The sequence below is a fragment of the Aerosticca soli genome, from assembly GCF_003967035.1.
In the GTDB taxonomy this organism is placed as follows: domain Bacteria; phylum Pseudomonadota; class Gammaproteobacteria; order Xanthomonadales; family Rhodanobacteraceae; genus Aerosticca; species Aerosticca soli.
The window spans coordinates 2,844,162-2,866,973 of the sequence record NZ_AP018560.1; the positions used below are offsets into that span (position 1 = coordinate 2,844,162).

Consider the following 22,812-nt stretch of genomic DNA (forward strand, 5'->3'; position numbering starts at 1 on the left):
TCAGGCAAGCGAAGCCGCGACGGGCATCGACGCGCGAAGCATGGCGTAGACCGGATCGGTGGCCGGACGCACGCCGTGCCAGATCGCAAAGGCTTCGGCGGCCTGCTCCACCAGCATGCCGAGCCCGTCGCAGGCCGCCACCCCGGCGCGCGCGGCCCAAGCCAGGAACGGCGCCGCGGCGCTCCCGTAGGAAAGGTCGTAGGCCAGGCCGCCGGCCGCGACCAGCCCCGATGGCAAGGCCAGCGGTTGGCCCAGCACGCCGGCGGCGGTGGCATGGATGACGAGGTCGAACGGCGCGGCCTCAGCGAGCGCCGACCACGGTGCGGCGGCGGCACGCGGATCTTCGAGCCGGGCGACGAGCTCGGCGGCGGCGCGCTCCGTGCGGTTGACGACGAGAAGCTCGGCAAGCCCCGCGTCCAAGAGGTTCCAGGCCACACCACGCGCCGCGCCGCCGGCGCCGAGCAGCAGGGCGCGCCGACCCTCCAGGGTCAGCCGCTGGCGCTCGTGCAGATCGCGCACCAGGCCGGCGCCATCGGTGTTGTGCGCGTGCAGCCCGCCCGCGACGGGCGTGAGCACGTTGGCGACCCCAGCCCGCCGTGCCGCCGGATCGGCCACGTCGGCCAGCGCCAGTGCGGCGGCCTTGTGCGGCAGGGTGACGTTGGCGCCGGCGCCGCCGCGGGCGAAGAAATCCCTCGCGACCTCGGCGAACGCCGCCGGCGCCACCTCGCACCGGTCGTAGCGCAGGGCAAGCCCGCACTGCGCGGCGAAGGCGCGGTGGATGGCCGGCGAGCGCGAATGGCCGACCGGCTGGCCGAACACCACGTAGCGCGGCACGTCCGTCGCGCTCATCGGTCCAGCCCCAGGCGCTTGCGTTCCATCCGGCGCAGGAATTCCTGCATCACCCGCCGGTACAAGTCCTCGCCGAGATAGGCATCCTCGACGCCGGCGTCGATCGACGGGTTGTCGTTCACTTCGATCACCATCGGTTTGCCCTCGACCTGCTTGAGATCCACGCCGTACAGGCCGTCGCCGATCGGCTGGGTGGCCCTGAGCGCGAGCTTGACCACCTCCGCCGGGGCATCGCGCACCGGCACCGTCTCGAAGCCGCCGGACTTGGCCGTGCCCTTGGCGCCGTGGTTGTAGATCTGCCAATGGCCGCGCGACATGTAGTACTTGCAGGCGTACAGCGCCTCGCGGTTGAGCACGCCGATGCGCCAGTCGAACTCGGTGTAGACGAACTCCTGCGCAAGCAGCAGCGCGCTGTGCTGGAACAGTTCCCCGGCGGCCTTCTCCAGCGCCGCGGGGTCCTCCACCTTGACCACGCCGCGCGAGAACGAGCCGTCGGGAATCTTGAGCACCAGCGGAAAGCCCAGCCGCTCGGCGATCTCGGGCAGGCCCTTGGCGTCGTCGCGGTAGAGGATCTCGGTGCGCGGCACGGCGAGTTTGCGCGCGACCATGAGGTCGTTGAGGAAGATCTTGTTGGTGCAGCGCAGGATCGAGCTCGGGTCGTCGATCACCACCATGCCCTCGCGCTCGGCGCGGTGGGCGAAGCGGTAGGTGTGGTTGTCACTGGCCGTGGTCTCGCGGATGAACAGGCCATCGTATTCGGCCAGGCGCGGATAGTCGTGCTTGCCGATCGTGTCGACCTCGATGCCGAGCTCGCGGCCGGCGGCGACGAAGGCCTTGAGCGCCTTCTTGTTCGACGGCGGCATCGCCTCGTTGGGGTCGACCAGCATGGCCAGCTCGTAGCGGTAGCGCTTGCGTGCACGCGGCCGGCGCCAGAGCTTGCGCGAGAAGGCATCCAGCGCGGCGGCGAAGGCGTCCTCCTGCGCATCGTCCAGGGTGTGCAGGCCGACCGGGCGGATGGAAGCCACCTGCCAGACCCGCTCGCGCTCGAACTCGATGCGCAGCAGCGGGCAGGGGAACATCTCGAACACCTGCCGCGCCAGGTCCTGCAGGGCGGGATAGGCGGTCTGGCCGAAATAGACCAGAATGCCGAAATCGGTGGTGTCGCGGCCGCCGGCGGGCAGGAAGTGGGTGAGTTTCTGGTTGAGGTCCTCGATGTCCAGGCCGTACAGCGAGCGCCGGCGCAGATCGTTGACCGTGCGCACCGAGGGCATCACCCGGTGGCCGCGCGCCTCGGCCAGCAGCGAGACGTAGTAGCCGGTGCCCAGGTACTTGTAGTTGCGGCACAGGTTGATGACCTGCGTGCGTTCCTCGTCGGCGACCACCGGCTCGCGCAGGTAATCCATCGCGCTCATCACGTCCACGGAGGGGTAATAGGCACTCCAGTCGGAGGCTTTCTCGACGACGACGACGAGGCGGGTCATGGCACCTTGGGAAGGAAATCGCTTGCGGCGGCGCTCGCGGCCATCCGCGGCCGGCGCAGCGCCGGGCAGTGTGGCACAGCGCGGCGCGCCCGCAAGGCCTTCACCCGCGCCGGTCCGGCTGACGTTCACGTTGCGCGCCATCGACCGACCTCTTGGCCTTACAGTCGGCGTCGATCCGCAAACCCGTGCGACCGATATGCCTGCCGACCTCGACCTGCGCCCGGCCCGGCGCGACGATCTCGATGCGCTGCTTGCGCTGGAACAGGCGAGCTTCAGCGGCGACCGCCTGAGCCGCGCGCAGTACCACCGGCACCTGCGCAGCGCCAGCGCGCAGGTGTGGGTGGCGACGACGGCCGCCGGAACGCTGCTGGGCAGCGCAGTGGTGTTCTTCCGTCGCGGCGGCACCAGCGCCCGGCTCTACTCGCTCGCCACCGCCTCGCCCGCGCGTGGACGCGGCATCGGCCGTGCCCTGCTGGCCGCGGCCGAAGCGGCCGCCCGCGCGCGCGGCTGCCGCCGGCTGGTGCTGGAAGTGCGCGCAGACAACGCCGCGGCGATCGCGCTCTACGAGCGCGCCGGCTACCGGCGCGGCAAACGCCTACCGCACTATTACGAAGACGGCGCCGACGGCTGGCGCTATGCAAAGCCGCTGGCCCCGGCCGCGGACTGATCAGTCGAGCGGCGCGGCCAGGCGGCGCGCGGTGGCTTCATCGGGCCGCGCCACCAATGCGCCGCTACGCATCAGGCTGACCGTGTAATGGCCGCCGTCGACCAGCGGCAGGAACGCGCCGCTGCCGTAGACGGCGTCCACCGCCGGCAGCCATTGCGGATACCGGCGACGCAGCTCCAGCAGGTCCCAGCCCGACGGCGCGAAATCGACCACCGTGCGTGGCGCCTGCGCTTCCTGGGCGGCCTCGTCGTAGCGCCCGTCGATGCGGTCGAGCCGATACAGCGGCGGCACACCGGCGAGCACGGCCGGCAGTTTCCACTTGAGCACCACCGCCTCGACGCGAAAGGCATCGCCGGCCAGTTCGAGCCGCCGGGTGGCGCCGTCCGGCCAGCTCACCTGCAGCTGCCAGCGCTGTGGTGAGAGGATGTGCGCATCGATGTCGAGCACCGGCGCCTCCTCGGCGAGCAGCCGGTAACCACGCAGCGCAAGGCCGGTACCGGCCAGCAGACAGGCCAGCGCCAGGCCGATCAGGAGGGCGAGGAAACGGCCGGCGGCGGCCAGCGGCCGGCCCTCGCGTCGCCGCCGCAGCATGGCGGCCAATTGCACCAGCGCGAAGATCGCGGCCAGTGCGGCCGCGAACAGCAGCACGGTCATCGGCAGGCGGATCAGGGTGGACCACTCGTCCATGCGGCGGCTCTCGCGAAACGGCGACGCGGCATGATAGCCGCTGGCTATACTCGACCTTGAGTCATCACGGACCTTGCCATGCCTCGATTGCTGCTGCTGTGTCTCATCCTCGCCGCGCTCGCCGGCTGCGGCCGCAAGGGGCCGCTGTACCTGCCGCCGCCGACCGCCACGCCGCCGGCCACCGTCGCCCCCGCACCCGCCGCCAGCGCGCCGGCGCCCGCCGCCCGGCACTGACGGGGCGGCGACACCGATGCGTTTTTCCAAGATGCACGGCCTCGGCAACGACTTCGTCGTGCTCGACGCGCGCACCCGGCCGCTCGCGCTGGACGCGGCGGCGATCCGCGCCCTCGCCGACCGCCACACCGGCGTGGGCTGCGACCAGCTGCTGACCATCGAGCCGGCGCGCGATCCGTCCTGCGCGTTCCGTTACGGCATCTGGAATGCCGACGGCAGCCCCTCCGGCCAGTGCGGCAACGGCGTGCGCTGCGTGGCCGCGTGGCTGCATCGCGCCGGCGCGCTCGAGCTCGGTGAGACGGTACGCCTGGAAAGCCCGTCCGGCCCGGTCGACGTGCGCCTGCTGGGGCCCCTCGAAGTGGCGGTGGACATGGGCGAGCCGGTATTCGCCCCGGCCCGCATCCCGTTCCTTGCCGAGGCCGAGGCCGATCGCTATCCGATCGCGGTCGCCGGAGGCGAGCTCGTCATCGGCGCGGTGTCGATGGGCAACCCGCATGCGGTGGTGGTCGTGGATGACCCGGAGGCGGCCGGCATCGACGCGCTCGGCCCGGCGCTCAGCACGCATCCGCGCTTTCCGCAGGGCGCCAACGCCGGCTTCGTGCGCCGGCTCGACCGCAACCACCTGCGGCTGCGCGTGCACGAGCGCGGCAGCGGCTGGACCCTGGCCTGCGGCACCGGCGCCTGCGCGGCGATGGCGGTGTTGCGCCGGCGCGGCGAGGTCGAGGCCGGCGTCGCGGTGACGCTGCCAGGCGGCACGCTGCACATCGACTGGCCAGGTCCCGGCCATCCGCTGTGGATGACCGGGCCGGCCGCCTTCGTGTTCGAGGGCGACTGGCCGCACGCGGCTTGATGGCGTCCGGCGCCCGGCGCACACTGCCGCATCGTCTTGAGTTCTGCCGGGGTTCGCGCATGTCCGATCCGCTGCTCGCCGAGCTGCCCGACGCCGCCGCGGTCGCCGCCTTTCTGGAGCGGCATCCGGGCTTTCTCGCCGAGCACCCGGAACTCGTCGCCCGGCTGGAAGCGGGCGCGCCCGGCGTCGCTTCGCTCACCGCGCACCAGTTGAAACGCCTGCGCGAACGCAACGCCGAGCTCGAGCGGCGCCAGCTCGAGCTGGTCCGGCTGGCCGCCGACAACGAGCGCCTGATGCAGCGGGTGCATGCGCTCAACGTGGCCATGCTGCGATCGGCCACGCCAGCGCTCGCCGTGCACGGGGTGATCGAGGCGCTGGGCCGCGACTTCGGCCTAGATCCGGTGCGCCTGCTGCTGTTCCAGGCCGCGCATGACCTCTCGTCGGCGCCATGGCTCGACATCGAGCCGGCCGGGCGGCTGGCGCTGCCGGAACTGGCCGGGCTGCTCGCCGGCGACGAGCCGTTCGTCGGGCGCCTCGGCCCCGCCCGGCTGGAACGGTTGTTCGGCGAACAGGCCGCGCAGGTGCGCTCGGTGGCGGTGCTGCCGCTCGGCGAAGACGGCCTGCTCGCGCTCGGCAGCGGTGATGCCGGCCATTTCCAGCCCGGCATGGGCACGCTGTTCCTGAAGATGATCGCCGCCACCGTCGGCGCCGCGCTCGCCCGCGCACGGGGGACGCTCTGAGCCAGCGCGACGCGAACGCGCGTGCGCAGGCCGAAGCCTGGCTCGCGCGGCTGGCCGGCGAACGCCGTGCCTCGCCGCACACCTTGGCCGCCTACCGGCGCGACCTGGCCAAGCTGCTCGCCTGGATGGAACGCCACGGCCTCGACCGCATCACCGCGCTGGATGCCGAGCATCTGCGCCGGTTCATCGCCGACGCGCATCGCGCCGGGCTCGCGCCCAAGAGCCTGCAGCGCCTGCTCTCGGCCTGCCGCGGTCTGTGTCGCCACCTGCTGCGCGAAGGCGCGCTGGGACATGACCCGACCGCCGGCCTGCGCGCCCCGCGCGCGCCGCGCCGATTGCCCACCGTGCTCGACGTGGACGAGGCCATCAGCCTGATCGAGGCGGTCGGTCCAGGGCGGCTCGGCCGGCGCGACCGCGCCATGCTGGAACTTTTCTATTCCTCGGGCCTGCGGCTGACCGAGCTTACTAGCCTGCGCTGGGAGGACTTGGACCTCGACGCGGGCGAAGTCCGCGTGCTCGGCAAAGGCGGCAAGACCCGCCTCGTGCCGGTCGGCCGCCAGGCGGTGGCCGCGCTGCGGGCGCTGGCGGCCTCGCAGGGCGAGGCGCGCGGGCCGGTCTTCCGCGGACCGCGAGGCACGGCGCTGGGCCCGCGCGCGGTGCAGCTGCGCCTCCAGCGCCTGGCCCAGGCGCAGCGTTTCCCCCGGCACGTGCATCCGCACCTGCTGAGGCACAGCTTCGCCAGCCACCTGCTGGAATCCTCCGGCGATCTGCGCGCGGTGCAGGAACTGCTGGGCCACGCCGACATCGCCACCACGCAGATCTACACCCACCTCGATTTCCAGCATCTGGCCAAGGTGTACGACGCCGCGCATCCGCGTGCGCGGCGGCGGTCGGGAGCGAAACCGCGTTGAAGGCGCGGGCGGGCGCCCCCATCTGTGCTGGTTTCCACATCCCGGAGCGCGCATGGAATCCTTCCACGCCACCACCATCGTCTCGGTGCGCCGGCACGGCCGCATCGTCATCGGCGGCGACGGCCAGGTCACCCTCGGCAACACGGTGATGAAGGCCAACGCCCGCAAGATCCGCCGCCTGGGCAAGACCGGCGAGGTGCTGGCCGGCTTTGCCGGCGCCACCGCCGATGCCTTCACCCTGTTCGAGCTGTTCGAGGACAAGCTCACCCGCCACAGCGGCAACCTGGCCCGCGCCGCGGTGGAAATGGCCAAGGAGTGGCGCACCGACCGCCGCCTGGGCCGGCTGGAGGCCATGCTGGCGGTGGCCGACCGCGACGTCTCGCTGCTGATCTCGGGCAACGGCGACGTGCTGGAGCCGGAATACGGCCTGATCGCGATCGGCTCGGGCGGGCCCTACGCGCAGTCGGCCGCCCGCGCGCTTTTGGAACACACCGACATGGACGCGCGCAGCATCGTCGAGAAGGCGCTCAAGATCGCCGCCGACATCTGCATCTATACCAACCACAACACCACGATCGAAGAACTGGACGCCGCGCCGCGGGGTTGAGGGCTGCGTTTTGCGCCCACCGACCGCCACCTTCCCGATTGTCCCATCGCCATTGCCGACAAGACCCCATGTCCGAACTCACTCCCCGCGAAATCGTCAACGAGCTCGATCGCTACATCGTCGGCCAGCAAGCGGCCAAGCGCGCGGTGGCCATCGCGCTGCGCAACCGCTGGCGGCGCATGCAGCTCGACCCCGAGCTGCGCAACGAGGTGACGCCCAAGAACATCCTGATGATCGGCCCCACCGGCGTGGGCAAGACCGAGATCGCGCGAAGGCTGGCCACGCTCGCCAACGCGCCCTTCGTCAAGGTGGAGGCGACCAAGTTCACCGAGGTCGGCTACGTCGGCAGGGACGTCGAGTCGATCATCCGCGACCTTGCCGACGTCGCCTACAAGCTGGTGCGCGAGCAGGCCACCCAGCGCGTGCGCAGCCAGGCCGAGGACCGCGCCGAGGACCGTCTCCTCGACGCCCTGCTGCCGCGCCGGCAGCTCGGCGACTGGAGCCAGGACAGCGCCCCGGCCGACAACGAGACGCGCCAGAAACTGCGCCGCCAGCTGCGCGAGGGCGCGCTGGACGATCGCGAGATCGAGCTCGACGTCGCCCTGAACGTCGGCGTGGAGATCATGTCGCCGCCGGGCATGGAGGAAATGGGCCAGCAGCTCAAGCAGATGTTCCAGAGCCTGGGCGGCGCGCGCACGCAGAAGCGCAAGCTGACGGTGAAGGCGGCGCGGCCGCTGCTGATCGAGGAGGAGGCCGCCAAGCTGATCAACGACGAGGAGATCCGCGCCCAGGCGGTGTTCGCCGCCGAGCAGCACGGCATCGTCTTCATCGACGAGATCGACAAGGTGGCCCAGCGCAGCGAATGGGGCGGCGCCGGCGTCAGCCGCGAGGGCGTGCAGCGCGACCTGCTGCCGCTGGTGGAAGGCTCGACAGTGACCACCAAGTACGGACCGATCAAGACCGACCACGTGCTGTTCATCGCCTCCGGCGCGTTCTCGCTGGCCAAGCCGTCCGATCTCATTCCCGAGCTGCAGGGCCGGCTGCCGATCCGCGTCGAGCTCTCCGCGCTCTCGGTCGAGGACTTCAAGCGCATCCTGCGCGAGCCGCACAACGCGCTGACCCGCCAATACGCGGCGTTGCTCGGCACCGAGGGGGTGCGCGTGGAATTCACCGCGGACGGCATCGACCGCCTGGCCGAGATCGCCTTCGAGGTCAATGAACGCACCGAGAACATCGGCGCGCGCCGGCTGCACACGGTGATGGAACGCCTGCTCGAAGGGATCTCCTTCGAAGCTGCGGACAAATCCGGTGAAACCTACGTCATCGACGCCGAAATGGTCGATCGCAACCTTACCGATCTGGCCGCCGACGAGGACCTGAGCCGGTACATCCTGTAAGGGGCGGCCGGGCCGCTCTGCTAAAATCGCGCCATGGGTAAGATCATTGAATTCAAGGGTACCGGCCTGCGCGCGCAACTGCGCGAGGCGCAGCGGCAACGGCAGTTGATCCGGCTGTGGCGCGGCGAACTCGAGCACGGCAGCTTCTGCGGCTACGTGGGCGGGGTCGGGCGCGAATGTTTCCTGCTGTGGGTGGTCGGCGACGGCATCACCTACGACGGGCTGTACGTCATGCGCCATCGGGACGTCACCGAGCTCGAGGCGCCGGACAAGCACCATGCCTTCATCGAGAAGGCGCTCGCGCTCAAGCATCTGCTGCCGCGGGTGCCGCGCGCCTTCCCGCTCGATGCCATCCGCGATGTGGTGCAGGCGGCCGGCGACCTTGCCCCGGTGATCGGTGTACACGTGGACAGCGAAGAGGATGCCGAGGTCTGCTACATCGGCCGGCTGGTCGGCGTGGAAGAGGACGGCTTCACCCTGCAGGAGATCACGCCCGACGCCGAATGGCTGCGCGAGCCTTCCTTCTTCGCCTGGGACGAGGTGTCCACGGTCAGCATGGAAGACCCCTATGCGCAGGCGCTGCTCGCCGTGGCCGGCACGCCGCCGCCGCTCGAGCACGGCGACCCCGGGGTCGGTCGCGCCCATTGACGCCCGCGCCGGCCCCGCAGCGCCGGCTTGGGTCTGCTGCAAGCGTGCCGATGGCTCGCGCGCCGCTCACCGCCGGGCAGGCGATCCGTCAACCGAATCGGGGCAACGGCCGTTGCAGGGTTCTCCCAGTGATCAGGAGTGCCCGCATGTCCCGTTACCTTGTCTTGGCCGGCTGTGCCTGCCTTGCCGTCGCCGGCGCGGCGCTGGCGCAGACCGCCACCACACCGCCCGCGCCGCCGTCGGCCGGATCGCAGCATGTGCCGGACCCTGAGCGCCAGCTCGAACGACTGAGCCGCAAGCTCGATCTCGCCCCCGGCCAGCAGGCCCAGCTGCGCCCCATCCTGGAGCGTCGGCGCCAGGACCTCGAAGCCGTGCGCGCGGATACCAGCCTGAGCCCGGCCGAACGCCGTGCCAAGGCGGCGCAGATCCTGCGCGACAGCGAGCGGCAGATCGAGTCGGTGCTCACCGACAGCCAGCGCCAGCAATGGCAGGCCCTGCGCCAATCCATGCGCCAGCATCACCCGGGCCGGGCACCGGCGGCGGCCGCCAGCACCGTCGACCACTGAGGCTCACGCGCGGGCGGAGCACTGGCGTATCCTTCGCCGCCTGCCAACTTCCTTAAAGGGTCGCCATGCCGCGTCTGCTCGTCGTCGGCAGTATCAACATGGATCTCGTCACCCTGGCGCCGCGGTTTCCGGCGCCGGGCGAAACCCTGCTCGGCGAGCGTTTTCTCACCGCCCACGGCGGCAAGGGCGCCAACCAGGCGGTGGCCGCCGCACGGCTAGGCGCCGAGGTGCATCTGATCGGCGCGCTCGGCGAGGACGCCTTCGGCGAGGAGCTCGCCCGCGGCCTGGCCGAGGAGGGCGTGCGACTGGAACACGTGCGCCGCTGCAGCGACGTCGGCAGCGGCACCGCCTCGATCACCGTGGCCGGTGGCGAAAACGCGATCGTGGTGGTGGCGGGAGCCAACGCCAGGGTGACGCCGGCCGACGTGGCGTCGGCCAGCGAGCTTTTCGCCGCGGCGGATGCCGTGCTGGTGCAGATGGAAATCCCGCCGGAGACGGTGGAAGCCACGCTGCGCCTGGGCCGGCGACTCGGCGTGCCGGTGATCCTCAATCCCGCGCCGGCGCGTCCGCTGCCGCAGGAGCTGCTCGCCCAGGCCAGCCTGCTGACGCCCAACGAGCACGAACTGGCGACGCTGCTCGGCGCGGACCCTCAGGAGGACTTCCGCAGCCTGATGCAGCGCGCGCCGGCGCCGGTGGTGCTGACCCGCGGCGAGGAAGGTGCCTGGTACTGTCTCGACGGCAAACCGGTGCGGCAGCCAGCCTTTCGCGTACCGGTGGTCGATACCACCGGCGCCGGCGACACCTTCAACGCGGCGCTCGCGGTCTTCCTGCACGAGGGCCTGCCCGAGGCGGTACGCAAGGCCTGCGCCGCCGCCGCGCTCGCGGTCACCCGGCTGGGTGCGCGCGGCGGCATGCCGCATCGCGCCGAACTCGATGCCCTGCTGGAGCGCGCCGCATGAGACGCCACGGCCTTTTGCACGCCGAACTCAACCGGCTGATCGCCGCCATGGGCCACACCGACACGCTGGTCATCGCCGATGCCGGTCTGCCGGTGCCGCCCGGCGTGCCGTGCATCGATCTGGCGATCCGCCCGGGACTGCCCGCCTTCGCCGACGTGTTCGCGGCGATCCATGCCGAGCTCGCGGTGGAAGCGGTGACCGCGGCGCGGGAGATCCACACGCACAATCCGGCCATGCAGGCCCTCGTCGGGCAGCTGCGCGCACAAGGCCTGCGCGTGGAGGAACTCGACCACGAGACGTTCAAGCAGGCCTGCGGCCGCGCCCGGGCGGTGGTGCGCACCGGCGAAACCACGCCCTACGCCAACCTGATCCTGCATGCGGGCGTGACGTTCTAGACCATGACCACGCCGCTGGTGGAAATGCAGGGCATCACCAAGGCCTTCGGGCCGGTCAGGGTGCTCGAGGGGGTCGACTTCACGCTGCTGCCCGGCGAAGTGCATGCGCTGATGGGCGAGAACGGCGCCGGCAAATCCACGCTGATCAAGATTCTGGCCGGCATCCATCGGCCCGACGCCGGAAGCATCCGGGTCGATGGCCAGGCGGTCGAGATCGGCTCGGTGGCCGATGCCGAGCGCGCGGGGATCGCGGTCATCCATCAGGAACTCAACCTGATTCCGGAACTGAGCGTGGCCGAGAACCTGTTTCTGGGCCATGAACCCGCCCGCCTGGGCCTCTTGCATCGGCGCGCGATGCGCGAGCGGGCACGGGACTGGCTCACGCGCGTGGGCTTGGAAGCACTGCCGGTCGACACGCCGGTGCGGCGACTTTCGGTCGGCCAGCAGCAGCTGGTGGAGATCGCCCGCGCGCTCGGCCAGCACGCGCGCGTGCTGGTCATGGACGAGCCGACCACCGCGTTGACCGAGCACGAGACGACGACGCTGTTCGCGCTGATCCGCGAGCTGCGCGCCCAGGGCGCCGGCATCATTTACGTCTCCCATCGCATGGAAGAACTCTTCGCGCTGTGCGACCGCATCTCGGTGCTGCGCGACGGCCGGCTGGTCGGCTGTCGGCCGGTGGCGGGGCTCAGCCTGGACGAGGTGGTGCGGATGATGGTCGGGCGACCGCTCAAGGCGCGGTTCCCGCAGCGGGAACGCCGCCCGGGCGCGGTGCGGCTCAAGGTCGAGGCGCTCGGCAACCGCTATGTGCGCGACGTCGGCTTCGAGGTCCGCGCCGGCGAGGTGCTGGGCATCGCCGGGCTGATGGGCGCCGGCCGCACCGAGATCCTGCGGCTGCTGTTCGGCCTGGCCCGCGCCGAGTCCGGGCGGATCGAGCTGGACGGCCGCTCGCTGCTGCCGCGCTCGCCGGTCGAGGCGATCGGCGCCGGACTCGCGCTGGTGCCGGAGGACCGCAAGACACAAGGTCTCGTCCTCGATCTCTCGGTGCGCGAGAACATCACCCTGGCGCGGGTGCCCGCCCGCGCCGGCGTGATCGAGCGCCGCCGCGAACGCCACCTGGTCAGCGAGCTCATCGCCCGGCTCAAGATCCGCACGCGCGACATGGAACAGGCCGTGCGCATGCTCTCGGGCGGCAACCAGCAGAAAGTGGTGCTGGCGCGCTGGCTGGCGCTCAGGCCGCGGGTGCTGCTGCTGGATGAACCCACCCGCGGCGTCGATGTCGGCGGCAAGGCCGAGATCTACGAGCTCATCAATGCCCTGGTCGGCCAGGGCGCCGCCATCGTGATGGTTTCCTCCGAACTGCCCGAAGTGCTGGCGATGAGCGACCGCATCCTGGTCATGCACGAAGGCCGGGCCACGGCTTTGTTCGATGCCGCCGACGCCAGCCAGGAACGCATCATGCTCGCCGCCACCAGAGGTCCATGAACGACATGCCCCGATCGATTTCCACGACCACTCCTCGGGCGCTGCTGCAACGGCTCGGGCCGCTGCTCAGCCTCGCGCTGCTGCTGGCCGTGCTCGCCGCGCTGAGCGCGGATTTCCGCACCCTGTCCAACCTGCTGACCGTGCTGCGGCAGGTGTCGATCAACGCCCTGATCGCCTTCGGCATGAGCTTCGTCATCCTGACCGGCGGTATCGACCTGTCGGTCGGGGCGATCCTGGCGCTGACCGGCGCCGTGACCGCCCATCTCCTGGGCGCCGGTCACGGCATGGCGGCGGCGCTCGGCGCCGGACTCGGACTGGGGCTGCTGCTTGGACTGGTCAACGGCGCGCTGGTGGCCTGGGGCAGGGTGGCGCCGTTCATCGCCACGCTGGGCAGCATGACCCTGCTGCGTGGGGTGACCCTGGCCTATACGCAAGGCCAGCCGATCGTGGTCGGCCGGAGCGACTTCGCCCTGATCGGCGACGGCTACATCGGCCACCTGTTGCCCAACCCGGTGCTGTGGATGGCGCTGGCCTTCGCCGTGTGCGGCTTTCTGCTGCGCGGCACCGTGTTCGGTCGCCACGTGTTCGCCGTCGGCGGCAACGAGGAGGCCGCGCGCATCGCCGGGGTACGGGTAGGCTGGATCAAGCTGGGCGCCTATGGCCTGTCCGGCCTGCTGGCGGCACTGGCCGGCATCGTCCTGACCTCGCGCCTGCACTCGGCGCAGCCCACGGCCGGGACCGGCTACGAGCTCGATGCGATCGCCGCGGTGGTGCTCGGCGGCACCAGCCTGTCCGGCGGACGCGGCTGGCTGCTCGGCACCCTGGTGGGTGCCCTGTTGATCGGCTTTCTCAACAATGGCCTCAATCTGCTCGGGGTGTCCTCGTTCTACCAGCAGGTGGTCAAGGGTGCGGTGATCCTGATCGCCGTACTGCTGGACCGGCGTCGATAGCGGCGCGCCGGCCGGCAACCATCCCTCATCGCCGCCATCGGGAGTCCATGTCCATGCACAAGCCACGTATCGCCCTTGCCGCGCTCGCCCTTGCGCTCCTCGCCGCCTGCAGCTCGCAGGGACCAGGCGATCAGGCCGGCCCCGGAAAGGATCAAGGCGGCCAGGGCAACCAGGCCGTCGGCCTCGCCCTTTCCACGCAGAACAATCCGTTTTTCGTCGCCCTCAAGAAGGGTGCGGAGGACGCCGCCCGCGAGGCCGGTGTCCAGTTGATCGTGGTCGACGCCCAGGACGACTCGGCCAAACAGATCGCAAACGTCGAGGACCTGATCCAGAAACACGTCGGCGCGCTATTGCTCAACCCCACCGATTCGGCCGCGCTGGTCGGGGCGGTCGAGGAGGCCAATCGCGCTGGCATTCCGGTCATCACCCTGGATCGCGCGGTCGATGGCGGCAAGGTGCTCAGCCACATCGCCTCGGACAACCGCGCCGGCGGTGCCACCGCGGCGCGCTTCCTCAAGACCGCGCTAGCCGACCACGGCAACGTGATCGAACTCGAGGGCGTGCCGGGCACCTCCGCCGCCCGCGAACGCGGCGAAGGCTTCGAGACCGAGCTGGCCAATTCCTCGCTCAAGCTGATCGCCCGCCAACCGGCCAACTTCGATCGCGCCCAGGCCATGAGCGTCACCGAGAACCTGCTGCAGGCCCATCCCGACGTGCAGGGCCTCTTCGCCCAGAACGACGAGATGGCGCTCGGTGCACTTCGTGCCCTGGACGGGGCCGGCAAACACGATGTGGTGGTGGTCGGCTTCGACGGCACGCCCGACGCGCTGGATGCCATCAAGCAAGGCAAGCTCGCCGCCACCGTGGCGCAGCAACCCGAACTCATGGGACAGCTCGGCGTGCAGACGGCGGCCAAGGCGCTGCACGGTCAGCCGGTCGATGCCAAGGTCGTGGTGCCGCTGAAACTCGTCACCCGCGAGGCGGCGCACTGATCGGATGCGCCGCGCTTTGCTGTGGCGCCGCTTGAAAAAACGCAAGTGTACCCATTCAGGGATTCGCATTGAGACACCGCGAGTTACATGTAAAAATTTTATTGCACGACCATGACGGCAAAGGGGAGCCGTGTTGCCAATTTGCAGCTATGAAAGGAGATCGATCATGAACATCCAACTGCGCAAAAAGCCCATTGCCCTTGCCCTGCTGGCCGGACTGGCGCTGGCCGGCACCACTTCGGCCATGGCCCAGAGCGGCGATGCGTTCAGCAGCACCTCGCCTTATCTCTTCGGCGACTGGGGCGGTGCACGTACCCGTCTGGCCGATGAGGGCATAACGTTCAACCTGGGCTACGGCAGCGAAGCCGCGCACAACTTCTCCGGCGGTACCGACCACCTGACCCGCTACACCGATCAGTGGGTGCTCGGCGCCGGCTTCGACCTGCAAAAGCTGTGGGGCTGGCACGACGCCACGTTCAACATCATTGTGACCGACCGCAACGGCCGCAATCTCGGCGACGATGCGCACATCGGCAACAACATGCTGATCCAGGAAGTCTACGGCCGCGGCCAGACCTGGCACCTGACCGAGCTTTCCTATGCGCAGAAGTATTTCGACGGCAAGCTGGACTGGAAGATCGGCCGGCTAACGGTCGGCGGTGACTTCGCCGCTTTTTCCTGCGACTTCCAGAACCTGACCTTCTGCGGCGCGCAGCCTGGCAACCTGGTGGGCAACTACTGGGTGAACTGGCCGACCAGCCAATGGGCGAGCCGGCTGAAGTTCAATACCGGCGACACCAGCTACATCATGCTCGGCGCCTACCAGGTCAACCCCAAGTACGTCGATGACAACTACGCCCGCCATCACGGGCTCGATCCGGACTTCCCGAGCGGCACCCTCGGCTGGCTGATTCCGCTCGAATTCGGCTGGACGCCCAGCGTGAACGGCCTGCCCGGCTCGTATAAGTTCGGCGTGTGGGACAGCACGGCGGGGGGCGACGACGTCTACGAGGACCTCGACCATCATCCCAAGGGCCTCACGCACCAGCCGGCGCTGTCGCGTGACAACGCCTACGGCGCCTACATCAACTTCGAGCAGCAGGTCAGCGGCGAGGCCGGCGGCCGCGGCACCAGCCTGTTCCTCAACGCCACCCAGACCGACCGCTACACCGCGGCGACCGACCGGCAGATCTCGCTCGGCATGAAGTACCACGATCCGTTCGGCCGGCCGCAGGATTTCATCGGCTTCGCCGTCGGCGCCACGCACAACAACGAGCGCTACTACAAGTCCTACGTCCAGGCCAACGGCAGCAGCTACAACCCTTCGTCGCGGACCTACGTCGGCAACGGCTATGAGTACGTCTCCGAACTGTTCTACAGCTGGGCGCCGATCGCCTCGGTGCAGTTCCGTCCGAACCTGCAGTACGTGATGCATCCGGGCGGCACCACCCGCAACAGCAATGCCTTCGTGTTGGGTCTCAAGACGCAGATCGCGTTCTGACGGCAAGCTGCAAAGCACGGCAAAAGCCCCGGTCCACCATGACCGGGGCTTTTTTGTGGGCTGCAGCACCATGGACCCCTCGTCTGGCGAGGGGCCACGGCCGGTTTCAGCCGCGGTTGGAGCCGGACAGCACGTCCACCCACACCGCCAGCACGAGGATGGTGCCCTTGACGATCATCTGCCAGAAGGTGTCGACGTCCATCATCGACATGCCGTTGTCCAGGCTCGCCATCACCAGCGCGCCGATCAGCGCGCCATGCACCGTGCCCAGGCCGCCGCGCATCGAGGTGCCGCCGATGAAGCAGGCCGCGATCGCATCGAGTTCGCCGTTGACGCCGGATGAAGGGGAGCCGGCGTTGAGCCGGGCGGTGGTGGTGATGCCGGCAAAGGCGGCCATGAGGCCCATCAGGGCGAAGACCGCGAGCTTGACCCGCCCGACGTTCACGCCGGAAAGCCGGGTGGCCTCCATGTTGCCGCCCACGGCGTAGATATGGCGGCCAAACACGGTCTGCGTCGCCACGTAGGAAAAGACCCCGAGCAGAATCAGCAGCACCAGCACCGGCACCGGTACACCGCCGGCCTCGTTGAGCATGCGCAGGAAGCCGACGATCACGCCGCCGATCAGCACCAGCTTGAGCACGTCGGCCCACAACGGCAGTTGCTTGAGCGATAGCTTGTTGCGGCGCCGGCGACGCAGCACGGTCAGCACCACCAGGAACAGGAACAGCAGGCCGCCCAGGATGCGCGACAGCTCGATCGGCACCAGACCCTGGCCGATGGCGACCAGATCGTCCGGCACCGGGGCGATGGTCGCGCTGTGGGTAATGCCGAGCAGGATGCCACGGAAGGCCAGCATGCCGCCGAGGCCGACGATGAAGGAGGGAATGCGCGCCTTGGTCACCAGGAAACCGTTGAAGGCCCCGATCGCCAGGCCGAGCAGCAATGCGGCGCCGATGGCGGGATAGGTTCCCCAGTTGTAGTTCACGGTGAGGATCGCCACCACGCCGCCGAGCAGGCCGAGCAGCGAGCCGACCGACAGGTCGATTTCACCGGCGATGATCACGAACACCATGCCGCAGGCGAGCATGCCGGTGATCGACATCTGCCGCAGCAGGTTGGCCATGTTGCGGGGCGTGACGTAACCACCGTCGGTGCCGATATGGAAGAAGATCCATATCACGACCAGGGCCAGAAGCAGGGCGGCGATCTTGTAGCGGACGAAAAACTGCTGCACTTGCCGGGCTTGCATAGAGTCTTCCTGGAAAGGACGTGAACGGCCGTCTGGCCTTGGAGGATGGAATCAGGCGGCGTTTGCCTGTGGTTTGGCGTCAATGGCGGCGGCCAGGATCTTCTCCTGGGTGAGGCCCTTGTTGATGAAGTCGCCGCGCAGCCGGCCCTCGCCCACCACCAGCACGCGATCGCTGACGCCGAGGATCTCGGGCAGCTCCGAGGACACCATGATGATGGCCACGCCCTGTGCGGCCAAGTCGAACATCAGCTTGTAGATGTCGTACTTGGAGCCGACGTCCACGCCGCGCGTGGGCTCGTCGAGGATCAGCACCTTGGGCTGCGGCAGCAGCATCTTGGTCAGGACGGCCTTCTGCTGGTTGCCGCCCGAAAGGCCGGCGATGGCCAGCTCCGGACTCGCCGTCTTCACCCGCAGGCGCTTGATCTCGCGCTCGACGGTGGCCAGTTCGGCGTACTTGTCTATATGCCCGAGCCGCGAATAGTGCTCGAGCGTGGCCAGGGTGATGTTGTCGCCGACGCCGAGCAGCGGCACGATGCCCTGGCGCTTGCGATCCTCGGGCACCAGCGAGAGCCCGGCGCGGATGGCATGCTCGGGCGTGTGCACCTTGATCGGCTTGCCTTCCATGAAGAGCTCGGCGCTGTAGCGTCCGGGATAGGCGCCGAAGATCGCCGAGACCAGCTCGGTGCGCCCGGCGCCGACCAGTCCGGCGATGCCGAGGATCTCGCCGCGCCGCACGTGGAAGGAAATGTCGTCCACGCGCTTGCGGTTGGGGTTGGTGACATCCCAGCAGGTGACGTGCCGCGCCTCGAAGATGATCTCGCCGATGTCGTGCTCGACGTGCGGATAGAGCTGGGTGATTTCGCGGCCGACCATCATCGCGATGATCTGGTCGGTGGTGAGCTCGGCCATCGGCCGCGTGGCCACGTGCTTGCCGTCGCGGATGACGGTCACCGTGTCGCATACGCGCGCCACTTCGTCGAGCTTGTGCGAGATGTAGACGCAGGCCACGCCCTCGCGCTTCAGATCCTCGATGATCGACAGCAGCACATCGGTCTCCGCCGCGGTGAGCGAGGAGGTCGGCTCGTCCAGAATCAAGAGGCGGGCGTTCTTGGCCAATGCCTTGGCGATCTCGAACAGCTGCTGGTAGCCGCCGCCGTAGTTCATCACCGGCGCGGCCGCATTCACGCCCTTGAGCTTGAGCCGGGCCAAGAGCTCGTCGGTGCGACGGTACATGGCGTCGTAGTCCATGCGCCCGCCAGGCTTGGTGATCTCGTTGCCGAGAAAGATGTTCTCGGCGACCGACAGCTGCGGCACCAGCATGAGTTCCTGGTGGATGATGACGATGCCCGCTTCTTCGCTATCGCGCACCGAATAAGCCTTGAGCGGCTTGCGTTCCCAGAGAATCTCGCCTTCCCAGGTGCCGTAGGGATAGACGCCCGAGAGCACCTTCATCAGGGTGGATTTGCCGGCGCCGTTTTCGCCGCACAGACCGACGCACTCGCCGGGACGGACCGCCAGGCTGACGCCATCGAGCGCACGCACGCCGGAAAACTCCTTGACGATGTTGCGCATTTCAAACAGGTATTCGCTCAACGTTCGGACCCTCGCCTTGCCACTTTCGAACCGCGCCGCAGACAGCGTACGGCCGCCGGGCATGACACCCGGCGGCCGTGCGATCGACGGCTTATTTGCCGTAGACCTGCTCGTGCGTGTAGAAGCCGTCCTTGACCACCACGTCGACATTGTCCTTGGTGAGCATGATCGGCGTGAGCAGTACCGAGTCGACTTCCTTGGTGCCGTTGTTCATCTTGGCGTTGTACTTGGGCGCGGTGCCCTTGACCAGGTCCACCGCGAGTTCCGCGGCATTGCCGGCCAGCTGCTTGAGTGGCTTGTACACGGTCATGGTCTGGGTACCGGCGAGCACGCGCTTGACGCCGGCCAGATCCGCATCCTGACCGGAGACGGCCACCTTGCCGGCCAGATGCTGCGCGGCCAGTGCCTGGATGGCGCCGCCGGCGGTGCCGTCATTGGAGGCCACGATGGCCTGGATATTGTTGTGGTTGGCGGTCAGCGCGTCCTCGACGATCTTCATCGCCTTGGAAGGCTCCCACTCGGGCGTCCACTGCTGGCCGACGATCTTGATGTCGCCCTTGTCCACCAGCGGCTTGAGCACCTTGAGCTGACCTTCCCGCAGGATGTGCGCGTTGTTGTCGGTCGGCGCACCGCCGAGCAGGAAGTAGTTGCCCTTGGGCGCCACTTTGACCAGACCCTGCGCCTGCATTTCGCCGACCTTCTCGTTGTCGAACGAGACGTAGGCGTCGATGTCGGAATTGAGGATCAGCCGGTCGTAGGAGATCACCTTGATGCCGGCACGCTTGGCCTCGGCGATGACGTTGCCGAGCACCTTGGAGTTGAACGGCACGATGACCAGCGCATCGACGCCGCGCGAGATCAGGTTCTCGATCTGCGCCACCTGGCGCTCCTCGTTGGCGTCGGCCGATTGCACGTAGACCTTCGCCCCCATCTTCTCCGCGGCGGCGACGAAGTAGTCGCGATCGCGGGTCCAGCGCTCGACACGCAGGTCGTCGATCGAGAACCCGATGACCGGCTTGTCCTTGCTGGCATGCGCCGGCGCGGCGGCGAGCCCGCCGGCCACGGCCATCACCGCGGCGAGGATGAGGTTGTGCAGTGCTTTGCGTTTCATGGGCGTATCTCCTTTAAGACCATATCAATGCAGCGAAGCGGCGCTGCTGCCGTTACCGTTGAAAATGGCACGCAGCTGCAGATACAGCTGGCAGAATACCGGATAGCGTTCCGCGCGAAAAAAGGCATGACGCACCGCATCAGGGCGATGGCTGCGGTGCAGCGGCGGGGCCGTGCAGACCACCTCCAGCGGCGTACCCGGCTCGACCGCCAGCCGCGCCAGCCGCGCCGCGCCCAGGGCGGGACCGACGTCCCCGCCCTCGCGCCGTTCCAGCGTCAGCCCGAGGATGTCGCTCAGCATCTGCACCCAGTAGTCGCTGCGCGAGCCGCCGCCGATCACGGTGAGCGGCGTGCCGGTTCCGAAGCCGGCCGCCTCGAGGGCGGACAGGCCGTCGAGCAGCCCGAATCCGACGCCTTCCAAGGTCGCATTGGCCAGCTCGGGACGCCGCGTGCCCAGGCTCAGGCCGACGTAGGCGCCACGGGCGAAAGGATCATTGTGCGGCGTGCGCTCGCCGCTCAAGTAGGGCAGGAACCAGGGACCGCCACGCCAGGCGTGTGCCTCGGCGTCGGCCAGCAGGGCCGGCACGTCCGCATAGCCGGCCAGTTGCGCGGCAAAGTCCAGGCAGCTCGCCGCATTGAGCATCACGCTCATCAGATGCCAGGTGCCGGGCAGGGCATGGCAGAAACTGTGCACGGCCCGCTCCGGACAGGAACGAAAGCCATCGGACACGGCGAACAATACGCCGGACGTGCCGAGCGACAGCATGGCCTGCCCGGGCCGCACGATGCCGGCGCCGATGGCACCGGCCGCATTGTCGCCCGCGCCGGCGGCGACCGGCACCCGCGCCATGCCCCAGCGTTCGGCGAGCTCGGCGCGCAGCTGCCCGGTAACGGCATTGCCCTCGAACAGCTCAGGCATGTGCGAGCGGTCGAGGCCGGTGGCCGCGAGCATGACTTCGCTCCAGCGCCGGTGTGGCACGTCCAGCCACAGCGTACCGGCGGCGTCGGAAAGATCGCTGGCGTGATCGCCGGTCAACCTCAATCGCAGGTAGTCCTTGGGCAGCAACACCTTGGCGATGCGTTCGAACACGTGCGGCTCGTGATGACGCACCCACAGCAACTTGGGCGCGGTGAAGCCGGGCATGGCCAGGTTGCCGGTGATGGCGCGGAAGCCCGGCACCCGTTCGAGTTCGGCGCATTCGCGGTCGCTGCGGCCGTCGTTCCAGAGGATCGCCGGGCGCAGGACCCGGTCGGCCGCGTCGAGCAGGGTGGCGCCGTGCATCTGCCCGGAAAGGCCGATGCCGGCGATCTCGCGCGCACCGATGCCGCACCTGGCCGCCTCGGCCAAGAGGGCGTCCATCGCCTCCAGGGTGGCCTGCCACCAGTCGGCCGGATCCTGCTCGGACCAGCGCGGCTGGGGCTGGCTCAAGGTCAGGGCACGGCCGGCGCGGGCGCGCACCGTGCCCGCGCGATCGAGCAGCACGGCCTTGACCGAGGAGGTACCGAGATCGATGCCGACGAACATGCTGGATCAGCCGTAGATGTAGCGGTTGACCAGGTTTTCCAGCGCTTCCTGCTGGCCGGAGACGTGCTGCGGGCGCAGGTCGCGGGCCAGAGCATCGGCGGCCAATGCCTCGAGGGTGTAGCCGCCTTCCAGGATGCGGCGGCCGAACTCCCCGTCCCAGCCGGCATAGCGCCGGGCCTTGAAGGCCGCCAGCGCGTCGTGCTCGACCATCCGCACGGCGCGTTCCAGCGCCAGCGCAAGGGTGTCGATGGCGCCGATGTGGCCATGGAAGAGGTCTTCCGGGCGATGGCTCTGGCGGCGCACCTTGGTATCGAAATTGAAGCCGCCGTGGTCGAAGCCGCCGGCCTTGAGGATTTCGTAGACGATGAGGGTGAGTTCCTCGACGCTGTTGGGAAACTGGTCGGTATCCCAGCCGTTCTGCGGGTCGCCACGGTTGGCGTCGATGCTGCCGAAGATGCCCAGCGAGATCGCCGTGGCCACCTCGTGATGGAACGAGTGGCCGGCGAGGGTGGCATGGTTGGACTCGAGGTTGAGCTTGACCTCGTGCTCCAGGCCGAAATCCTTGAGAAACCCATAGACGGTCGCGCTGTCGTAGTCGTACTGGTGCTTGGTCGGCTCCTGCGGCTTGGGCTCGATCAGCAGGGTGCCCTTGAAGCCGATGCGGTGCTTGTGCTCGACCACCATCTGGAAGAACCGCCCAAGCTGCGCCCGCTCGCGCTTCAAGTCGGTGTTGAGCAGGGTGTCGTAGCCTTCGCGGCCGCCCCACAGCACATAGTTGGCGCCGCCCAGCCGATGGGTGGCGGCCATGGCGTGGCACACCTGGCTCGCCGCCCAGGCGAACACCTCCGGCTGCGGGTTGCTGGCCGCGCCGGCGGCATAACGCGGATGGCTGAACAGGTTGGCCGTGCCCCACAGGAGCCTGACGCCCGTCTCGGCCTGCTTGGCCTCCAGCACGTCCACCATCTGCGCGAAATTGCGCTGGTAGTCCGCCAGGCTGTCACCCTCCGGGGCGACGTCGGTGTCGTGAAAGGTATAGAAGGGCGTGCCGAGCCGGGCGAAGAAATCGAACGCCGCATCGGCCTTGGCCATGGCCTGCGCCATCGGGTCACCGGGCCGCTGCCAGGGACGGTCGAACGTGCCGGCGCCGAACATGTCGGTACCCGGCCAGACGAAGGTATGCCAGTAGCAGACGGCCAGACGCAGGTGCTCGGCCATGCTCTTGCCGAGCAGCCGGCGGTCGGGATCGTAGTGATGGAAGGCCAACGGATTGGCGCTGGCGGGACCTTCGTAGCGGATCTTCGGGACAGATGCGAAATAGCTCATCGGGGATCATCGACCGGTGGTGGGAAACATCCCATCGATGCTAACCAGAGCCCTGCATGAGGCGGAATTGCGAAATCCGCCAGCCGCTTGCGC

23 protein-coding genes are annotated in these 22,812 nt (G+C 69.0%); 15 read left to right on the forward strand and 8 right to left on the reverse strand.

Features of this window, described 5'->3' with window-relative positions:
• The gene (gene aroE / locus ALSL_RS13400) at positions 1-849 is read right to left on the reverse strand and encodes a shikimate dehydrogenase (RefSeq protein WP_174928853.1); all 849 of its coding nucleotides are present in this window, start codon (positions 847-849) and stop codon (positions 1-3) included.
• Complete coding sequence (locus ALSL_RS13405) at positions 846-2,330, reverse strand: RimK family protein (protein ID WP_126539860.1); 1,485 nt, start codon at positions 2,328-2,330, stop codon at positions 846-848. The genes aroE and ALSL_RS13405 overlap by 4 nt, the downstream gene beginning before the upstream one ends.
• A 196-nt stretch (positions 2,331-2,526) precedes the next feature.
• Here ALSL_RS13405 and ALSL_RS13410 point away from each other — a divergent pair, with 196 nt between their 5' ends.
• Positions 2,527-2,997, forward strand: a complete 471-nt coding sequence (locus ALSL_RS13410; protein WP_126539862.1) for a GNAT family N-acetyltransferase — start codon at positions 2,527-2,529, stop codon at positions 2,995-2,997.
• Here ALSL_RS13410 and ALSL_RS13415 read toward each other — a convergent pair whose 3' ends face one another.
• On the reverse strand, positions 2,998-3,684 hold the full coding sequence (locus tag ALSL_RS13415; RefSeq protein WP_126539864.1) for a hypothetical protein: 687 nt from the start codon (positions 3,682-3,684) through the stop codon (positions 2,998-3,000).
• 78 nt (positions 3,685-3,762) lie between these two features.
• Between ALSL_RS13415 and lptM the strand changes: the two genes are divergently transcribed.
• From lptM to ALSL_RS13485, 14 genes are all read left to right on the forward strand, one after another.
• A complete protein-coding gene (gene lptM / locus ALSL_RS13420) occupies positions 3,763-3,918 on the forward strand; it encodes an LPS translocon maturation chaperone LptM (protein ID WP_126539866.1) in 156 nt (51 codons plus the stop codon).
• Positions 3,919-3,934: 16 nt separating this feature from the next.
• Positions 3,935-4,768 carry a diaminopimelate epimerase gene (gene dapF, locus ALSL_RS13425; RefSeq protein ID WP_126539868.1) on the forward strand — a complete coding sequence of 278 codons (834 nt, stop codon included), beginning with the start codon at positions 3,935-3,937 and terminating at the stop codon, positions 4,766-4,768.
• Between the two features lie 59 nt (positions 4,769-4,827).
• Entirely contained in the window at positions 4,828-5,508 is a 681-nt protein-coding gene (locus ALSL_RS13430; protein WP_126539870.1) for a DUF484 family protein, read from the forward strand.
• Positions 5,505-6,419: a tyrosine recombinase XerC gene (locus ALSL_RS13435; RefSeq protein ID WP_126539872.1), complete on the forward strand. Its 915-nt coding sequence runs from the start codon at positions 5,505-5,507 to the stop codon at positions 6,417-6,419. The genes ALSL_RS13430 and ALSL_RS13435 overlap by 4 nt, the downstream gene beginning before the upstream one ends.
• Before the next feature lie 52 nt (positions 6,420-6,471).
• A complete protein-coding gene (gene hslV / locus ALSL_RS13440; protein WP_126539874.1) occupies positions 6,472-7,026 on the forward strand; it encodes an ATP-dependent protease subunit HslV in 555 nt (184 codons plus the stop codon).
• Between the two features lie 68 nt (positions 7,027-7,094).
• Entirely contained in the window at positions 7,095-8,423 is a 1,329-nt protein-coding gene (gene hslU, locus ALSL_RS13445) for an ATP-dependent protease ATPase subunit HslU (RefSeq protein ID WP_126539876.1), read from the forward strand.
• A 33-nt stretch (positions 8,424-8,456) separates the two neighbouring features.
• A complete protein-coding gene (locus ALSL_RS13450; protein WP_126539878.1) occupies positions 8,457-9,071 on the forward strand; it encodes a hypothetical protein in 615 nt (204 codons plus the stop codon).
• Positions 9,072-9,217: 146 nt separating this feature from the next.
• Positions 9,218-9,637 (forward strand): hypothetical protein, encoded by a 420-nt coding sequence (locus ALSL_RS13455; RefSeq protein WP_126539880.1) that lies wholly within the window; start codon positions 9,218-9,220, stop codon positions 9,635-9,637.
• Positions 9,638-9,702: 65 nt separating this feature from the next.
• Positions 9,703-10,596: a ribokinase gene (rbsK, locus tag ALSL_RS13460; RefSeq protein WP_126539882.1), complete on the forward strand. Its 894-nt coding sequence runs from the start codon at positions 9,703-9,705 to the stop codon at positions 10,594-10,596.
• On the forward strand, positions 10,593-10,991 hold the full coding sequence (gene rbsD / locus ALSL_RS13465; protein WP_126539883.1) for a D-ribose pyranase: 399 nt from the start codon (positions 10,593-10,595) through the stop codon (positions 10,989-10,991). Before rbsK ends, rbsD begins: the two co-directional genes overlap by 4 nt.
• A 3-nt stretch (positions 10,992-10,994) precedes the next feature.
• Positions 10,995-12,476, forward strand: a complete 1,482-nt coding sequence (locus ALSL_RS13470; RefSeq protein WP_126539885.1) for a sugar ABC transporter ATP-binding protein — start codon at positions 10,995-10,997, stop codon at positions 12,474-12,476.
• Entirely contained in the window at positions 12,473-13,426 is a 954-nt protein-coding gene (locus ALSL_RS13475; RefSeq protein WP_198410660.1) for an ABC transporter permease subunit, read from the forward strand. Before ALSL_RS13470 ends, ALSL_RS13475 begins: the two co-directional genes overlap by 4 nt.
• A 53-nt stretch (positions 13,427-13,479) precedes the next feature.
• The gene (gene rbsB / locus ALSL_RS13480) at positions 13,480-14,418 is read left to right on the forward strand and encodes a ribose ABC transporter substrate-binding protein RbsB (RefSeq protein WP_126539887.1); all 939 of its coding nucleotides are present in this window, start codon (positions 13,480-13,482) and stop codon (positions 14,416-14,418) included.
• A gap of 166 nt (positions 14,419-14,584) precedes the next feature.
• The gene (locus ALSL_RS13485; protein WP_126539889.1) at positions 14,585-15,919 is read left to right on the forward strand and encodes a carbohydrate porin; all 1,335 of its coding nucleotides are present in this window, start codon (positions 14,585-14,587) and stop codon (positions 15,917-15,919) included.
• Between the two features lie 106 nt (positions 15,920-16,025).
• Here the strand turns inward: ALSL_RS13485 and ALSL_RS13490 are convergent, their stop codons facing one another.
• The 5 genes from ALSL_RS13490 to xylA form a co-directional block, all read right to left on the reverse strand.
• On the reverse strand, positions 16,026-17,168 hold the full coding sequence (locus ALSL_RS13490; protein WP_126539891.1) for a sugar ABC transporter permease: 1,143 nt from the start codon (positions 17,166-17,168) through the stop codon (positions 16,026-16,028).
• 51 nt (positions 17,169-17,219) lie between these two features.
• Complete coding sequence (locus tag ALSL_RS13495; RefSeq protein WP_126539893.1) at positions 17,220-18,761, reverse strand: xylose ABC transporter ATP-binding protein; 1,542 nt, start codon at positions 18,759-18,761, stop codon at positions 17,220-17,222.
• Between the two features lie 91 nt (positions 18,762-18,852).
• The gene (xylF, locus tag ALSL_RS13500; protein ID WP_126539895.1) at positions 18,853-19,872 is read right to left on the reverse strand and encodes a D-xylose ABC transporter substrate-binding protein; all 1,020 of its coding nucleotides are present in this window, start codon (positions 19,870-19,872) and stop codon (positions 18,853-18,855) included.
• Positions 19,873-19,896: 24 nt separating this feature from the next.
• Entirely contained in the window at positions 19,897-21,396 is a 1,500-nt protein-coding gene (gene xylB / locus ALSL_RS13505) for a xylulokinase (protein ID WP_126539897.1), read from the reverse strand.
• Positions 21,397-21,402: 6 nt separating this feature from the next.
• On the reverse strand, positions 21,403-22,719 hold the full coding sequence (xylA, locus tag ALSL_RS13510; protein WP_126539899.1) for a xylose isomerase: 1,317 nt from the start codon (positions 22,717-22,719) through the stop codon (positions 21,403-21,405).
• Between the last annotated feature and the right edge of the window lie 93 nt (positions 22,720-22,812).

What these genes read in the sequence shown, in the direction of transcription:
- aroE (WP_174928853.1), bottom strand. Translation starts at nt 849, where the DNA reads ATGAGCGCGACGGACGTGCCGCGCTACGTGGTGTTCGGCCAGCCGGTC.
- ALSL_RS13405 (WP_126539860.1), bottom strand. Translation starts at nt 2,330, where the DNA reads ATGACCCGCCTCGTCGTCGTCGTCGAGAAAGCCTCCGACTGGAGTGCC.
- ALSL_RS13410 (WP_126539862.1), top strand. Translation starts at nt 2,527, where the DNA reads ATGCCTGCCGACCTCGACCTGCGCCCGGCCCGGCGCGACGATCTCGAT.
- ALSL_RS13415 (WP_126539864.1), bottom strand. Translation starts at nt 3,684, where the DNA reads ATGGACGAGTGGTCCACCCTGATCCGCCTGCCGATGACCGTGCTGCTG.
- lptM (WP_126539866.1), top strand. Translation starts at nt 3,763, where the DNA reads ATGCCTCGATTGCTGCTGCTGTGTCTCATCCTCGCCGCGCTCGCCGGC.
- dapF (WP_126539868.1), top strand. Translation starts at nt 3,935, where the DNA reads ATGCGTTTTTCCAAGATGCACGGCCTCGGCAACGACTTCGTCGTGCTC.
- ALSL_RS13430 (WP_126539870.1), top strand. Translation starts at nt 4,828, where the DNA reads ATGTCCGATCCGCTGCTCGCCGAGCTGCCCGACGCCGCCGCGGTCGCC.
- hslV (WP_126539874.1), top strand. Translation starts at nt 6,472, where the DNA reads ATGGAATCCTTCCACGCCACCACCATCGTCTCGGTGCGCCGGCACGGC.
- hslU (WP_126539876.1), top strand. Translation starts at nt 7,095, where the DNA reads ATGTCCGAACTCACTCCCCGCGAAATCGTCAACGAGCTCGATCGCTAC.
- ALSL_RS13450 (WP_126539878.1), top strand. Translation starts at nt 8,457, where the DNA reads ATGGGTAAGATCATTGAATTCAAGGGTACCGGCCTGCGCGCGCAACTG.
- ALSL_RS13455 (WP_126539880.1), top strand. Translation starts at nt 9,218, where the DNA reads ATGTCCCGTTACCTTGTCTTGGCCGGCTGTGCCTGCCTTGCCGTCGCC.
- rbsK (WP_126539882.1), top strand. Translation starts at nt 9,703, where the DNA reads ATGCCGCGTCTGCTCGTCGTCGGCAGTATCAACATGGATCTCGTCACC.
- rbsD (WP_126539883.1), top strand. Translation starts at nt 10,593, where the DNA reads ATGAGACGCCACGGCCTTTTGCACGCCGAACTCAACCGGCTGATCGCC.
- ALSL_RS13470 (WP_126539885.1), top strand. Translation starts at nt 10,995, where the DNA reads ATGACCACGCCGCTGGTGGAAATGCAGGGCATCACCAAGGCCTTCGGG.
- ALSL_RS13475 (WP_198410660.1), top strand. Translation starts at nt 12,473, where the DNA reads ATGAACGACATGCCCCGATCGATTTCCACGACCACTCCTCGGGCGCTG.
- rbsB (WP_126539887.1), top strand. Translation starts at nt 13,480, where the DNA reads ATGCACAAGCCACGTATCGCCCTTGCCGCGCTCGCCCTTGCGCTCCTC.
- ALSL_RS13485 (WP_126539889.1), top strand. Translation starts at nt 14,585, where the DNA reads ATGAACATCCAACTGCGCAAAAAGCCCATTGCCCTTGCCCTGCTGGCC.
- ALSL_RS13490 (WP_126539891.1), bottom strand. Translation starts at nt 17,168, where the DNA reads ATGCAAGCCCGGCAAGTGCAGCAGTTTTTCGTCCGCTACAAGATCGCC.
- xylF (WP_126539895.1), bottom strand. Translation starts at nt 19,872, where the DNA reads ATGAAACGCAAAGCACTGCACAACCTCATCCTCGCCGCGGTGATGGCC.
- xylB (WP_126539897.1), bottom strand. Translation starts at nt 21,396, where the DNA reads ATGTTCGTCGGCATCGATCTCGGTACCTCCTCGGTCAAGGCCGTGCTG.
- xylA (WP_126539899.1), bottom strand. Translation starts at nt 22,719, where the DNA reads ATGAGCTATTTCGCATCTGTCCCGAAGATCCGCTACGAAGGTCCCGCC.